The organism is Sandaracinaceae bacterium (assembly GCA_016706685.1).
In the GTDB taxonomy this organism is placed as follows: domain Bacteria; phylum Myxococcota_A; class Polyangia; order Polyangiales; family Houyiibacteriaceae; genus JADJJE01.
On sequence record JADJJE010000013.1, the window covers coordinates 179,549 to 193,561 of the forward strand.

The window sequence follows — 14,013 nt, forward strand, 5'->3', positions numbered from 1 at the left end:
CGGGCGGATATATCAGGCGCGACGGACAACCGCATCTCGTGTGCGCGAGGGCCGGCACGGATGCCGCGCCAGGTGGCCTTGGTGGTCGCGCTCGCCCTCGGGCTCTTCGGCTGCGGTGACCCGCCCCCCCCCGCGGCCGATCCTCTCGCGGACCCGCAGACCCCGCGCCCGCAGGAGGCCACGCCGCCGTCCCTGACCGCCCGGCCCAGCACGCCTCCGGACAGCGCGTGCCGAGTCACGCCGCTCGCCACGATCGTGGCCCCCGAGCGCGTGCAGCGCCTGACGCTCCTCACGGGCGCGGCCCAGCCAGCGCCTGGCACCGAGGGGCTCTCGCTCTTGGTCGAGACCGCCACCACCGAGCTGGTCCGGCTGACCCCGGAGTTCGGCGTGCGCACCCGGCGGCCCCTCGAAGTGCGCATCGAAGCGGCGGTCAGCACGGGCGCTGGCATCGTCGCGCTGGTGGCCGGCCCTGCGGGTCCCACAGGGGCCGCGCAGTACCGCGTGCTGCAGCTGGGCGAGACCGCGGCCAGCGACACGGAGCTCCAGCTTCCGGTTCCGGTGCACGCGGTCGGCGCCTTTCGCCGCAACACCGCTGCCGGCCAGGTGGTCTTCACCTGGACCGATGGCCGCCAGCCGCCGCTGGCCCTCCGCCTGCTCACGTCGCCGGGTCAGGCCCCGCGCTTCGACGCGGCCTATGCACTCAGCCCCGAGGTGGATCTCGACGACGCGCGCGCGGTGCAGCTGCTGCGGGTCGCCCTCGACGACACGTCGTTCGCCGCCATCGTGCGCGAGGGCGCCGCCGAGGGTGCCGACAGCCAGGTGTGGCTCGCGCGGCCCAGCGGCCCCGTGCCGGTGCCTGCCCTCGAGGACGTGGCCGACATCGAGTCGCTCGCCATCGTGGGCGATCAGGTGTGGGCCATCGCCACCCTCGAGTTCTCGCGCCCGCTGCTGTTCCGCATCCTGCCCACTGGCCAGCTGGATGGGCCCCCCGAGGAACTCGCGCGCGACGCCACGCTGCCCGCGCCGCTGCCGAGTGGAGACCCCGCGCGCCTCTTGGTAGAGGGCGACCGGCTGCTCCTGCGGCGGCGCAACGCCATGGGTGACCCGCTCCTCCCCGACGCCGTGGTCGCCACGCGCACCAGCGCCACGCTGCCCGCCGACGTGCTGCGGGACGGGGCGCGCTACGTGGTGGTGTATCAAGACCGTGACGAAGCGGGCGGCTCGTGGCCCATTCGCTTCGCCTCACTAGACTGCGCCCAGCCATGACCTCTGCACCCCTCACCGCCCGTCGTCAGCGCACCGCCTACCTGGGCCAGCGGCCCTATGCGTTTGCCCACCGTGGTGGGTCGAAGCGCTGGCCCGAGAACACCCTCCTGGCCTTTCGCAACGCGCTCGAGCTGGGCTACACGCACATCGAGACGGACCTCCACCTCACGCGCGATGGCCACATCGTGTGCTTCCACGACGCCGGGCTCGAGCGCACCACCAACGGGGTGGGCCTCGTGAGGGACCGCACCCTGGCCGAGCTGCGCGAGCTGGACGCAGGCTTTCGCTTCACCGCCGACGGCGGCCGCACCTTTCCGTTTCGCGGGCAGGGCTGCACGGTGCCCACGTTGGCGGAGGCGCTGGCGCTGCACCCCAGCCTGTGCCTCAACCTCGAGATGAAGCAGCGCGAGCCCGACATGGTGGAGACGCTGGCGCACTTCATCGCCGAGCATGGTGTGGCGCAGCGCGTGCTGGTGGCCTCCGCGCAAGACGAGCTGACGGCGCGCTTCCGTCGCCTGCGCCAGGAGCGCGGCATGGTGGTGCCCACGTCGCCGGGTGTGCGCGGCATCCTCGCCTTCTGGCTGAGCGTGCGCTTCGGCGTCAACCGCTTCGCGCGCTTCGACTTCGACGCGCTGCAAGTGCCCGTGACCCAGGGCCCGCTGCGCGTGGTGGACCGTCGCTTCGTCGAGGCGGCGCACGCCCACGGCATCCACGTGCACGTGTGGACCATCGACGACCCGGACGAGATGCGCCGGCTCTACGCGCTGGGCGTGGACGCGGTCATGACCGACCACCCCGAGGTGCTCATGGAGGTGCTGCGGGAGGTGCGCGCTAGCTCCGGTTCCGGCGCCTGACCCCCAGCGCCAGCGCCAGCACCAGGCCCGCCCAGAGTCCCGCGCGCGGCGTGTGCTGGGCCTCCACGCGGCACGAGCAGCCACCGCGCCCCCGAGGCGTCGTGCCCGCGTCGCCCAGGCCTGCGTCCATCCCGGCGTCCATCGGGAGCGGCCCCGCGTCCATGCGCAGGTCGTCCGGGAAGCTGGTGGGGTCGAGCGGGTCGGTCCCGCGGTCGCGCTCGTCTCCGTCCAGCGCGAAGTCGCCGTCGCGGTCCACCCCCGCGCGGTAGCCCGTGCGGGGCGGCATGCAGGTGAAGGTGACCACCTCGTCGGCGGTGAGGTCCAGCACGGCCGTGTGGGTCAGCTGCTCGCCCAGCCGGTCGCTCTGCCAGGCCCCGAGGCCCGGGTCCCACACGAAGCCGCGCTCTTCGCCCGTGCTCAGCACCACGCCGGCGATCAGGTCGCACTCGCGGACCACGCCGCCGGGCTGCACCTGCATGGCGTCCGCGCGCGCGCGCAGTATTGCCAGGCGGTCCGTGGCTTCCATGCTGGCGTCGGGCCCCACGGTGACCTGCTGGCCGACCACCGGCGCGAGGTCGCTGTCGAACTCCAACATCAGGTCCACCACGTCGTTGCGCTCGCCCGTGTTCATGAAGTTGAACACCGACGCGTGGAAGAAGTGGTCCGCCGTGTCGATGGACCCATCGTGCAGGTAGCCGAAGCCGCGCACCTGCGGCCCCGTGGCGGTGGCGTTGATGGCGCTCAGGAACGGGACGCTGGGCATCCCGAACATGCCCACCTTCTGGTAGATGTTGCGCAGGTGCGCGACCTTGAACTCCTGGGTCTCGTTCTCGAACGTGGTGCGTCCGTCGCTCCCGAAGAAGCCTCGCGCGCGGTCGTAGGTGTGGCACCCGTTGCAGGTGGCCACGGCGTCCACGTTGCGCGTCATGAAGGTGGTCAGTCCGCGGGCGGCCGAGGCGCTGAGCGTGTTGTCGAGGGCGCGCGTCGGGTTGGGCGGATAGGTCAGCGCCAGCGCGAAGTCGGCGAAGGCCTGCATGTCGGCGTCGCTCAGCGGGCCCTCGTCTCGCCCCACCAGCGCCTCGAAGGCAGGGTTGAACGCACGGAACGCCGCGTGCTCGTCGTAGGCCGCGTCACGAGCCGACGGCGTGGCGCCGGACCGATCCCCGCGCCAGTGCATGGGCCCGCCGTTGGCCATCCCGCGCAGCGACTGCGTGGTCATGGGCCCCTTCAGCGGGTGGAACGGCACGTTGACACCGAGCGGCCCGGCGGGGTTGTAGCTCGCCAGCACGTCGCCGTCCGGGTCGCCGAGGTCCCACGCTAGATCGTCCAGGTCGCCGAAGACGTGGCAGCTCCCGCACGACGCCTCGCCGTTGCTCGAGGTGAGCTGCGCGTCGTACAGGAAGCGACGCCCGTTTCGCACCGCCAGCGGCTCGGGGTTGTGCAGCGTGAGGTGGCTGGTCTCCACGCCGGTCCCGAGGTTCAGCGTGGACACGCCGTTGTCGAAGCGCGTGGTCACGAAGGCCCGCGTGCCCGCCGCGTCCAGCACCACGAAGGTGGGGCCGCCTCCGCTCACTGCGATGCGGTCGCCCAGCGTGGGGCTGAAGGTGCCGGCCTCGAGCGTGGCCACGTCGATTACCGCGACCGCGCTGGACCCGAAGGCGGCCACGTAGAGCGTGTCACCCGACGCCGAGAACGCCGCTCCCATGGGCGTGGCGAAGGAGCGCTCTGCCACGCCGGCCGGCATGGGCATCATGGTGTACGGGATGTGCGGGTTGAGGTGGTGCGGCGCCACGCTTCCTCCATCGATGACCGTGACGCGCGCCTCGTGCAGGTGCCCGCGCACGCTGGCCGGCACACCGGCGGGCTTCAGGTCGTTCTCGCGCACGAACGTGCCCGGGCCCTCGAAGCGCACTTCGTTGCGGGCCTCGGTGTTGGTCACGAAGACGCGCCCCGTGGTGGGGTGCACCGCCATGTTGAACAGGATGGTGCCCACGCCGGCCACCTGCCGCGTCACGGCCACTGCGCCTTCGCTAGCGTCGGCGTCCAGCGCGAACACGTCGAAGTCGGGCAGCTCGAAGCGCACGGCGGGGTTCCAGTTGCGCAGAAGCTCGTCGCGCCACTGGCCGCTGCCTTCGTCGTAGCGGACCACCAGCCCCACCTCGGGCCCCGACGTGCCCTGGTGGTTGCTGCGCGGCGCAGGGAGGCCGCCCGGATAGGTCACTCCGGCCACCGAGCAGGTGCCCACCGTGGCCCCATCGCAGACCGCTCCCTCGGACACCACGGTGGTGCGGTTCCCCGAGCGGAACACCGCGGCGTACACCTCGCTGCCATCGGGGCTCACGGCCAGCGCGCGTGGACGGTCGCCGAAGAGCGTCACGATCTGCTGCGGTTCGCTCGTCACCGTGCCCGCGTCACGCGCGTCGAAGACCCACACGTCGGCGCGTCCGATGCCTTCGGTGCGTGGCTCCCCGGCCGGGTAGGGCGAGTGCTGGCCGCGGTGCGCGGTGGTCAGGAAGGCCCGCTCGGCGCCGGGGTCCCAGCGAAGACCACGTCGCGCGGCTCATCCCCCACCCACAGCGTGTGGCCCACGTGCAGCGCGCCCCCCTCGTTCACCAGGAGGCTCACGCTGTCCGAGAGGTGATTCACCACCCAGATGCGACCGTCGGGCCCCACGTTCACGGCCACGGGCTCGAGCCCCACCCGCACCGAGGCTTGGTGGGCGAGGCCCGCAGGCGAGATCCCGAACACCTCGAGGCGGGCATCGGGCGTGTTCACCACGTACAGCTGCGTCCCATCCGGCGAGAGCGCCATCGGGCGGACGGGGTCCGACTCGAACAGCCGGTACTCGCGCTGCGCGTGCGCCTTCATGGAGAGCGCGAGAGAGGGCAGCGAGCACAACAGAACGAGGGCGAGTCCCCAACGACGATGCATCCCCACAGCATGCCTGGTGGACCGCCCTCTCCGAAAGTCCCTGCGTGAGGGCTGGCAGCTCCCGGGGCTGGCGGTTCCGGGGGCCGGGCCGTATGTTGCCTGGACCATGACCCTGCCTCTGCCCGAGGGCGTCACCTACGCCGATCCCCGCCTGACCCTGACGCCCAAGGCCGTCGAGATGGCCAAGGCCAAGCTGCTGGACGCGGGCGAGCCCGTCTATGGGCTGCGGCTCGGGGTCAAGGGGGGTGGCTGCGCGGGCTACAGCTACGTCATCGACTACGCCACCAAGATCCGCGCCGACAAAGACCTCGTCTATCACTTCGACGGGCTGCACGTGGTGGTGGACCAGAAGAGCATCGAGGTGCTCAAGGGCTCCACGCTCGACTGGGAGCGGCGCCTGATGGGCTACGGTTTCAAGTGGATCAACCCCAACGCCAAGAACGACTGCGGCTGCGGCGAGTCCTTCGACGTGGCGTGAGCGCCGCTCAGGGCGTGCGCCAGCGCTGCCCGGCCGCGTAGACCACGTTGAAGGGGCGCGCCTGCACGAACACGAAGCGCCGGTCGCGCGTGAGCAGGAACTCCACGTCCATGGCGTTGGCCATGCCGGCGTGGCGAGGCGCCATGTTGTTGTGGATGCGCATGAGCTGGTGCGTGAGCGCCATGACCTCGGCCTCGCTCAGGATGGGCGCGCCGCCGGTCATGGAGCTGCGGCTCAGCAGCTCGGGCTCGAGCTCCTCGGCCCAGTGGTAGACCAAGAACTGCTCCGGCAGCTCGTTGCCCTGCGCGCCCGTCACGGTGGCGCCGGTCACCTGCGTGTTGATGAACACGCCCGGGCGCGCTTCATCATAGGGGTTGCGCGTGATGGCCACGCCGTTGGCCACCACGTTGGCCACGAAGGGCTGCACCAGCACGGCCATGGCCACCGCGTCGTGCGCGATGCGGAACCAGTCGCGCTCTTCGTAAGCGCGCTGCAGCCACACGCTGGCCCACACGCGGCGGAGAGCGTTGGCCACCACCTCCGGGCTGGCGTCGCCCGGGACGACGATGCTCTCGTAGAGACCCGCCCCGTTGAAGCCCGCCAAGTCCTCCGCGTTGGTGCTGCTGCGGAAGATGTAGCGCTCGCTCCGGCCCAAGCGCGTGAGCTGCGCGCGCACCTGCGTGAGCAGCCGCGGGTCCACGGGGGCAGCCGCCATGGCCTCGCGCAGGGCGGCCAGCTGGCGTGCGCGCTCGCTCGCGTCCGTCCGGAACGGCTCCGCTTGCAGCATGGCGCGCAGCTGCGTTGGCCTGCGCACGCGGGCCAGGTGCGCGGCGTACTCGGCGAAGGGCACCACGAAGCCCGGCGGGACCCCCAGGCCTCCGAGAGCACACAGCTCGCTCAGCTGGGCCGCCTTCGCGCCCGCGTACTCGGCCTCGCACCCGCACACGGGCCGGATGGTGCGCAGCTGGGTGTTGGCCGTGGGGCGGAATGGTTGCGACGGCCGCGCTGCGGCCCAAGCCGCCTCCGCATCCGACCGGTTGGCCTCGCGCAGCGTGTACTCCTGCGCGCCCACGCTCAGCCGCACGATGCGCCCCTCGAGCGCCTGCACCTCCGGCAAGTCGGCCGCCCCGCGCAGCGCCATGTCCGGGGTGTTCCGGTTGCGGCTGAGCACCGCCACGTGGGCCAGCGGCGCCTGCAGCTGGCTGGTCACCAGCGCCGACACCGGGGGCATCTCCTCCGGCACCGTCTCGGTCACCAGGATCTCGTTCGGCCGCACGCTCGAGGGGTCGAGCTCCCCACGCACGATGCGCAGCACGCCGAACGCCACCCCCAGCACCAGCGGCTGGTAGCGCACCGAGGCGTTCACCGCGTCGGCCGGCAGCACCGGCACCCGGTTGCCCAGCCCGGCGATGCTGCGCTCGTGCAGCGGCGAGATCGGCCGAAAGCGCAGCTGGTCGCCGAAGTAGACCCGCCCTCGCACCAACGCGAACACCTTGGCGATGCGCTCCCCGGACATGGTGTCACCGGCCACCAGCTCGAGCGTGAAGTGGTCGCCGTCCTGGTAGTGCATGAGCGACCCCAGCAGGAAGCGCCGGTCGTCGCGCCGGTACTCGCTGATGTTGAAGCGGCCGTGGTCCGCGCGCGGGTCGATGAAGTGCTGCACGAAGGCGAAGTGCAGGTCCCAGCGCTCCGACTGGAGGAAGTACACCCGGTCGTCGGCCTCCATGTCGATCACGAACTTCACCGTCTCGGTGTGCGCCACCACGTGCGACTCGGGCCGCGTGGCCAGCCGCGCCCAGTCGCCGCTGGAGTCGATGCGGGGGAGGAAGTCGATGGGCTGGTCGTCCTCCCCACCCGACTCCGGTTCGGTTCCATCGACCGTCGCCACGCCCGGATCGGTCACGCCGGGCAGCGTGAGGGGGGCCGTACGCCGCAGGCAGGCCAGCGTCCCGATGGTGGCCACCACCGACACCAGCGAACCGAGCAACGCCCATCTCGACCGCGACCGCACGACGGCAAGATAGCAGGCCGCGGTTCCCCGGCGGTGGGATCCGCGCCCACGCCCGCATTGACCACCCCCCCGCTTCATGGGTACATGCGGGCCAAATGTCGGCGCCCCCCAAAGCCTCGGCCGCTCTAGCTGCCCCTAGCTACGGACATGTGACCCGGACCATGCGGCCTTCGAACCCCCACGATCCCGAGTACGGACTGCTTCCGATCTACGCCCCGGGCCTGGCGGAGGTGAAGGCCGCTTTCAAGCGCCACATGCGCCTGCGCCGGCTGCCCACCTGGGCGCTGTTCTCGTCCATCTACGCCACCGTCGCTTCTGGGATGAAGGCGGCTACCGCGCTCGACGACAAGCTGCACCCCGGCTGGCGTGACCAGCCCATCCGTGAGCCCGTGTTCATCATCGGCAACGCGCGCAGCGGCACCACCATGCTGCACCGCCTGATGACCATCGACGAAGAGACCTTCAGCGGCATGAAGCTCTATCAGAGCTCGCTGAACAACGTCTCCGTGCAGCGCGGCCTGCAGGCCCTCGGCCGGCTGGACGACAAGCTGCCCCTGCACCCCATGCAGGCCGCCATCGACCAGGTGAACGCGCTCATGTTCACGGGCTGGGACGGCATCCACAAGCTGGGCATCGACCAGCACGAGGAGGACGAGGCCACCTGGGCGCTCGGGATGACCTCCATCACGGTCAACCTGCTGGTCCCGTACACCGAAGAGCTCAACAGCATGCGCTTCTTCGATCGCATGGACCCGGAGTTCCGCGCGCGGTTCATGGACTTCTACGAGGCGAGCATCAAGCGTCACCTCTTCGCCACCGCCCCGGACAAGCGCTTCATCAACAAGAACGTCTTCTTCACCCCGCGCGTGCGCTCGGTGGTGGAGCGCATGCCCGACGCGCGCTTCCTGTACCTGGTGCGCGACCCGGCCGAGGCGCTGCCTTCGTTCCTGAGCATGTGGTGGGAGAAGTGGGTCTCGCACACGCCCGAGATCCAGAAGGACGGCCCCGAGGCCCAGCAGCTGGTGCAGCTGGCGTACGACTACTACGACTACGCCCTCGGCCTGCTGGACGACCTGGGTCCCAACCAGATCCTGGTGGTGCGCTACGACGAGCTCACCCAGGACCCGGACGAAGAGGTCCACCGCATCTACGACTGGCTGGGCATCGAGATGTCCCCGTCGTTCAAGCAGGACCTCTACGACTTCACGCACGCCCAGCGCTGCTACGAGAGCGCCCACGAGTACACGCTCGAAGACTTCGGGCTCACCCGTGACGAGGTCTACGCAGGCGCCAAGCGCTTCTGCGAGCGCTTCGGTTTCAAGCGCTGAGCACGGCGCGGGTTGCCACGTGGGTCAAGGCGCGGCGCACCAGCCGGCTGCCGACCCGTCCATGCCGGCATTGCACAGGTCTTCGCGGGCGTTGCCGTAGGCCGCGTCGATGAAGGCGTGCAGGGACGCCGAGTCCAGGCACGTCGCCAGGTACATGCGGCCCCACGCCACGGCGGCGATGGGCTGGTCCAGGTCCGGGTCGGGCACCAGGATCATGCGGTTGCGGGTGGCCTGGCCGGCGCAGCGCGGGTCGTCCGGGCGCTCGTCCAGGATCGCGCGCAGCTCGTCGGCCAGCGTGCAGCTGGCCTCGTCTTCGCAGCGGTACGCCACCACCACGGCCCCGTGCTCCATGGCGTGCAGCAGGAAGCCCCACGGCACCGGCGCCTCGTACTCCTGGTAGGCCGCCCAGATGGGGTAGTGGTCGCCGCCCACGGGCGGGTAGCTGGTGTGCGTGAGCTCGGAGCACACGAACTCGTGGTTGAACGAGGTGACCGTCTCGCGCGCCGTGTACACGCTGCACGTCTCGAAGGGCGCGATGGGCGGCGCGTCGGGGTGCGTGGTGACCTCGTCGAAGCGAGTGGGGGTGCCCTCCGGACTGGTGCAGGCCGCGAGAAGCAGCAGCGAGAGGTACAAGGGCCGCGGGGGGGTCAACATGCGGGGGAGCCTAGCGCGGGACCAGGCAGCTGCCCGCAAAGTCGCGCAGGCCGTTGGCGTGCGGGACCACTTCGGTGAAGTGCGGCGCCACGTGGTAGCGCAGCAAGTCCAGCGCCAGCACGTCGGCGTACATGGCCGCGCCCAGCCAGATCATCACGGTGGCCGCGCTCGGGTTGTCGCCGGGGCGCTCGTCGATGTTCATCCACATGGGCAGCGCGAACACGAACGCGGTGCCGTAGCTGAACGTCCCGAAGGTCAGCACCAGGCCCAGGTCGTCGTAGCAGAACAGCGTGGCGATGAACGGGTTGGCGTTCATGGCGGTCTCGAGGAAGGCCATGGCCATGGGCGCGGCGATCCACGCGAGCGCGCCCAGCGGGCCGGTGCCGAAGCGCTGCCGCAGGAAGCGGAACGAGATGCAGCACAGCGTGGCGTAGGTGCTGAAGTAGGCCACGCTCACGAAGTACAAGAACACCGGGTTGTTCTGGATGTTGATGTGCGTGTTGAACCCGTAGTGCATGTGCAGTACGTCGTAGAAGTACGGCGTCTGGCTGTAGTTCAGCGCGAACGCGAGCCCGGTCACGCTCACCCCGTACTTCACGCTGGTGGTCTGCAGCAGCGGCCGCGCGCGCTCTTCGGGCGGGCGCATGAGCACGGGCGGCACGATGGCGCCCAGCATCAGCACCACGCCGTAGATCATGCACTCGAGGTCGCCCCAGGTGTCGGCCAGGCCGCCCACCATCACCACGGCGCTGATGGCCCCCCACACGGGCGTGTACATCAGCCAATAGCGCTCGACGGCGCGCTTACCCGGGTGTTCCGCGAGGAGACTCATCGCGCGGAACATAGAACGGCAATTTCACGCGAGTCAACCCGGCGGGTCGCGGCGCACCGGAGGCGGCAGATCCTCGATGGGGACCTCCTCCGAGACCGTGCTCTTGCGGGCGTGGTGGTCGGCTGCCGCGGCCATGTCGCGCAGGCTGGTCAGCCCGCTGCGCACCAGGCTGCCGTCCAGCTCGGGCAGCTTCGGGTAGGGCGGCGCGTCCTCGCCGCGGCGGATGAGCTCGAGCGCCGTGGGGCCCCACATGATCAGCACGTTGGCGGTCAGCACCAGGTGGCTCGCGCTCATGACCCAGTAACGGGACGCGGGCAGGAACGCCACGGTGAACAGCGCCACGAAGTAGCCCAGCGTGGACACCCAGAAGCGCTGCTCCACCAGGAGCGAGATCATCCCCGTGATGGCGAACCACAGGAAGAAGTTCAGCACCATGGTGGTCTCGACAGGCACCTGCATGACGCCGCAGACCAGGTTCATGACCATCTGCGACATCATGGTGAACATGACCGTGGCCATGAGCTGACGGTTGAGCTTGGTCTTGGTCATGGAGTCGCGCGCCCACCACGCGAAGCCGATGCCCACCAGCAGGAACGCGCCCGTGGAGTAGATCAGCCCGAGGTGCGTCTCGCGCGAGAGCCCCGTCAGGTTGGGCAGCCAGCGGTTCAGCGCCAGCGGGCTCAGGGTCCAGCTCACGCCCATGATCAAGCCCAGCAGCACGCGCGTGCGGGCGCCCGTGGCGGAGCCGTTGTCGCGCACGATCTCGCTCACGCGGCGGGCCTCGGCCACCTTGTGCAGCTGCGCCTCCTCCACGCGCTGGCGCAGCTCGGCGGGTGGCTGCTCGAGCCCGCTCAGCAGCGTGGCCGCGGCCTTCGCGTCGCCCAGGCGCAGCTCGTACTCCACCATGGCGGCGGTGGCGCGCCGAATGCCTTCGATGGCGGCGCCGTTGTCGGGCCACTCCTTGAGGGACTCGCGGAAGGCGAAGCGGCACTCCGCGAACATGTTGTGCAGGTGCAGGTGGCGCTCGTCGTCGCCGTCGTCGGCGCCGGGGCGCTCCAGCTCGCGCAGCATCTCGCGCAAGCGGCCGGCAGCCTGACGCGCCAGCTGCCGCGAGCCGCGGTGCCGCAGGAAGCTCTCGAGCGCCAGCTTGAACTGCAGCGCCGACTCGAAGCGCGCCTTCGGGTCCGCGTCCATGGCCCGCCGGCAGATGCGCCCCAGCTCGTGCGGCACGCCGTCTGGGATGGGCGGTGGCGACGAGATGATGCTGGCGATGATGTCCGGCAGCTTCTTGCCGCTGTGCGGCACCGTGCCGGCCAGCATCTCGAAGAGCATGGCGCCCAGCAGGTACACGTCGGTGCGCTCGCTGAGCATGCTCTTCTCACCGCCCAGCATCTCGGGCGCCATGTAGCAAGGCGTGCCCGCCATCTGCGTGGCGTGCCGCGCGAGCGGGATGCGGCCGGTGTGCTCGATGCGCATGCTCACGGCGATGCCCCAGTCCACCACGTAGACCTCGCCCAGCTCCCCGATCATGATGTTCTCGGGCTTGAGGTCGCGGTGGATGATGCCGCGCGTGTGCGCGAAGTGGACCGCGTCGCACACCTGCATGAGCACGCGCAGGTTCCACTCGAGCAGGTCGCTGTTGTTGAAGCGCTCGCGCACCGTCTCGGGGTCGTCCATGAGGTGACCCCACTGGGTCCCCTCGATGCGCATGAGCAGGATGAGCGGCGTGCCCGACTCGTCCACCGTGATGTCGTACACGGGGATGATGTTGGGGTGCTCCATGTAGCCCGTGACCCAGGCCTCCTGCAGCAGCTTGATGGTGTTGGCCTCGGTGGTGGCCTCACGCTTGAGGCGCTTCACGGCCACCTTGCGGCCCATGGACACCTGGTCGGCCAGCAGCACCTCGCCCATGCCGCCCTGACCCAGCAGGTCCCCCACGTGCACGCTGCGCCCGCGCACGCCAGCAGGCGTGATGGACTGCAGCAGCTCGAGCGCGCGCTTGGCGGCCTCGTCCGGCAGCAGCGCCGGCTCGATGGTCCGCGAGGGCGCCCGCTGGATGGTGTCGGCGTCGACCGCGAGCGTCCGGAGGACGTTGTCGAGGGAAAGCTGCGCGGCGTCGCTCATGGGGTGTTGCTTCATGTGGGGTCGCTGACGCGGCCAGGGGAAGCCGTCATCCTGCGCCATCCTGCACCAGGTTGAAACTATGGGCGGAATTCTGCGACGGGAGCGGTGCGGTCGCCCCGGAGCCCGGTGCTAGCCGCCGATCAGGCTCATCCCAACGTGGGTGTGCTCCGACTCGCTGGCGTTCAGGAACCCGTGACCCTCGCCCTTTTTACCCAGCGCGGTCTCGAGCGCCCAGGCCACGTCGGCGTCCGTGCCGCCGGCCCGCAGGATGTCCCGCAGGCTGAGCGCGCTGCGCGACGCCAGGCAGCTGCGCAGGTCGCCGCGCGCCGTGAGGCGGATGCGGTTGCAGGAGTCGCAGAAGGTGCTGCTCAGCGGGGTGATGAAGCCCACCTGCTTCTGCTCGTCCCCGCGTGCGTGCGCGTAGCGGGCCGGGCCCTGATCAGCCGCAGCCGGTGCGGTGTCGCTGCCCGCATGCACCAGGAGGTCGCCCAGCGCCTGCTCCACGTCTGCGCGCGTCATGCCCATGCCGAGGGGCAGCTTGGCGCCCTCGCCCAGCGGCATGAGCTCGATGAAGCGTGGGGTAGCCCCCAGCGACCAAGCGAAGCGCACCAGGGCCTCGAGCTCGCGATCGTTCATGCCGCGCATGGCCACGGTGTTGGTCTTGAGCCGCAGGCCGGCCTCGCGCGCCGCGTGCAGCCCCGCCAGCACCGCGGGCAGCGAGCCGCCGCGCGTGATCTCGGCAAAGCGCGCCTCGTCCAGCGAGTCGATGGACACGTTCACGCCGCGCAGCCCGGCCTCGCGCAGGGGCGCCGCCAGCTCGGCCAAGCGGCCGGCGTTGGTGGTCATGACCAGCTCCACCTTCGGGGCCAGCCTGTGGGTGAGGGCCACCAGCCGCACGATGTCCTTGCGCACCAGCGGCTCGCCGCCGGTGAAGCGGACGCGCGTGACCCCCATGGCGGCGAGCACCTGCACCAGCCGCGCGACCTCCTCGAAGGTCATCAGCTCTTCACGCACGGCGTGCTCGTCTTCGCCACCGGGCGGCATGCAGTACACGCACGCCATGTCGCAGCGGTCGGTCAGGCTGATGCGCGCGTAGGTGTAGCGCCGCCCGCGGCTGTCCGTGAGCGCCGGCAGACCGTTTGCGCCGAAGCCCGCCGGCGTGGGCGGCACGACCGCGAGCGCGTCGTAGGTCGCCATGCGGCTGCTGACCACGGGGAGGCGCTTCATCGGATGACTGTAGCAGCGCCCGGACTACGTCGCAGCCGCCATTCACGCCCACGTCGTCGTTGTCGTTGTCGTTGTCGTTGTCGTTTGCGGCGACGGCGACGGCGACCGGGCATCGACTCGACAAGTCCTGGGCTGGTGACCGGGAAGCCGAATGCTTCGAAGGCGACTTGGGCACCCCGGCTGAAGCCGAGGGCAGCAAACCAGGCCTGGACGACCTGAAAGTCCCGCCCGTCGGCGCGGACTACGGGCTGGTAGCAGGTTGCGCGTCCTACCCAAGGGACCCGGACCCGCATGCCGTTCCAGCCGCC

9 protein-coding genes and 1 pseudogene are annotated in these 14,013 nt (G+C 70.5%); 4 read left to right on the top strand and 6 right to left on the bottom strand.

The window, feature by feature from the left end:
- Positions 1–60: 60 nt before the first annotated feature.
- Together IPI43_17040 and IPI43_17045 are read left to right on the top strand one after the other, a co-directional pair.
- Positions 61–1,266, top strand: a complete 1,206-nt coding sequence (locus tag IPI43_17040; GenBank protein ID MBK7775813.1) for a hypothetical protein — start codon at positions 61–63, stop codon at positions 1,264–1,266.
- Positions 1,263–2,120, top strand: a complete 858-nt coding sequence (locus IPI43_17045) for a glycerophosphodiester phosphodiesterase (protein ID MBK7775814.1) — start codon at positions 1,263–1,265, stop codon at positions 2,118–2,120. Before IPI43_17040 ends, IPI43_17045 begins: the two co-directional genes overlap by 4 nt.
- 223 nt (positions 2,121–2,343) lie before the next feature.
- On the opposite strand, the pseudogene IPI43_17050 reads toward IPI43_17045, so the two are convergent.
- Positions 2,344–5,051: pseudogene (locus IPI43_17050) on the bottom strand (hypothetical protein).
- A 106-nt stretch (positions 5,052–5,157) separates the two neighbouring features.
- Between IPI43_17050 and IPI43_17055 the strand changes: the two are divergent.
- The gene (locus tag IPI43_17055) at positions 5,158–5,529 is read left to right on the top strand and encodes an iron-sulfur cluster assembly accessory protein (GenBank protein ID MBK7775815.1); all 372 of its coding nucleotides are present in this window, start codon (positions 5,158–5,160) and stop codon (positions 5,527–5,529) included.
- Positions 5,530–5,536: 7 nt separating this feature from the next.
- Here the strand turns inward: IPI43_17055 and IPI43_17060 are convergent, their stop codons facing one another.
- Positions 5,537–7,540 (bottom strand): hypothetical protein, encoded by a 2,004-nt coding sequence (locus tag IPI43_17060; protein MBK7775816.1) that lies wholly within the window; start codon positions 7,538–7,540, stop codon positions 5,537–5,539.
- A 161-nt stretch (positions 7,541–7,701) separates the two neighbouring features.
- Here IPI43_17060 and IPI43_17065 point away from each other — a divergent pair, with 161 nt between their 5' ends.
- Positions 7,702–8,868, top strand: a complete 1,167-nt coding sequence (locus IPI43_17065) for a sulfotransferase (GenBank protein MBK7775817.1) — start codon at positions 7,702–7,704, stop codon at positions 8,866–8,868.
- A 24-nt stretch (positions 8,869–8,892) separates the two neighbouring features.
- Here IPI43_17065 and IPI43_17070 read toward each other — a convergent pair whose 3' ends face one another.
- The 4 genes from IPI43_17070 to moaA all read right to left on the bottom strand — a co-directional run bounded on the left by IPI43_17070 (position 8,893) and on the right by moaA (position 13,705).
- A complete protein-coding gene (locus IPI43_17070; protein ID MBK7775818.1) occupies positions 8,893–9,522 on the bottom strand; it encodes a DUF3105 domain-containing protein in 630 nt (209 codons plus the stop codon).
- 10 nt (positions 9,523–9,532) lie between these two features.
- Positions 9,533–10,354, bottom strand: a complete 822-nt coding sequence (locus IPI43_17075) for a hypothetical protein (GenBank protein ID MBK7775819.1) — start codon at positions 10,352–10,354, stop codon at positions 9,533–9,535.
- A gap of 33 nt (positions 10,355–10,387) precedes the next feature.
- Positions 10,388–12,493, bottom strand: coding sequence for a serine/threonine protein kinase (locus IPI43_17080; GenBank protein MBK7775820.1), 2,106 nt, complete (start codon positions 12,491–12,493; stop codon positions 10,388–10,390).
- 114 nt (positions 12,494–12,607) lie between these two features.
- Positions 12,608–13,705 (bottom strand): GTP 3',8-cyclase MoaA, encoded by a 1,098-nt coding sequence (gene moaA, locus IPI43_17085; protein ID MBK7775821.1) that lies wholly within the window; start codon positions 13,703–13,705, stop codon positions 12,608–12,610.
- Between the last annotated feature and the right edge of the window lie 308 nt (positions 13,706–14,013).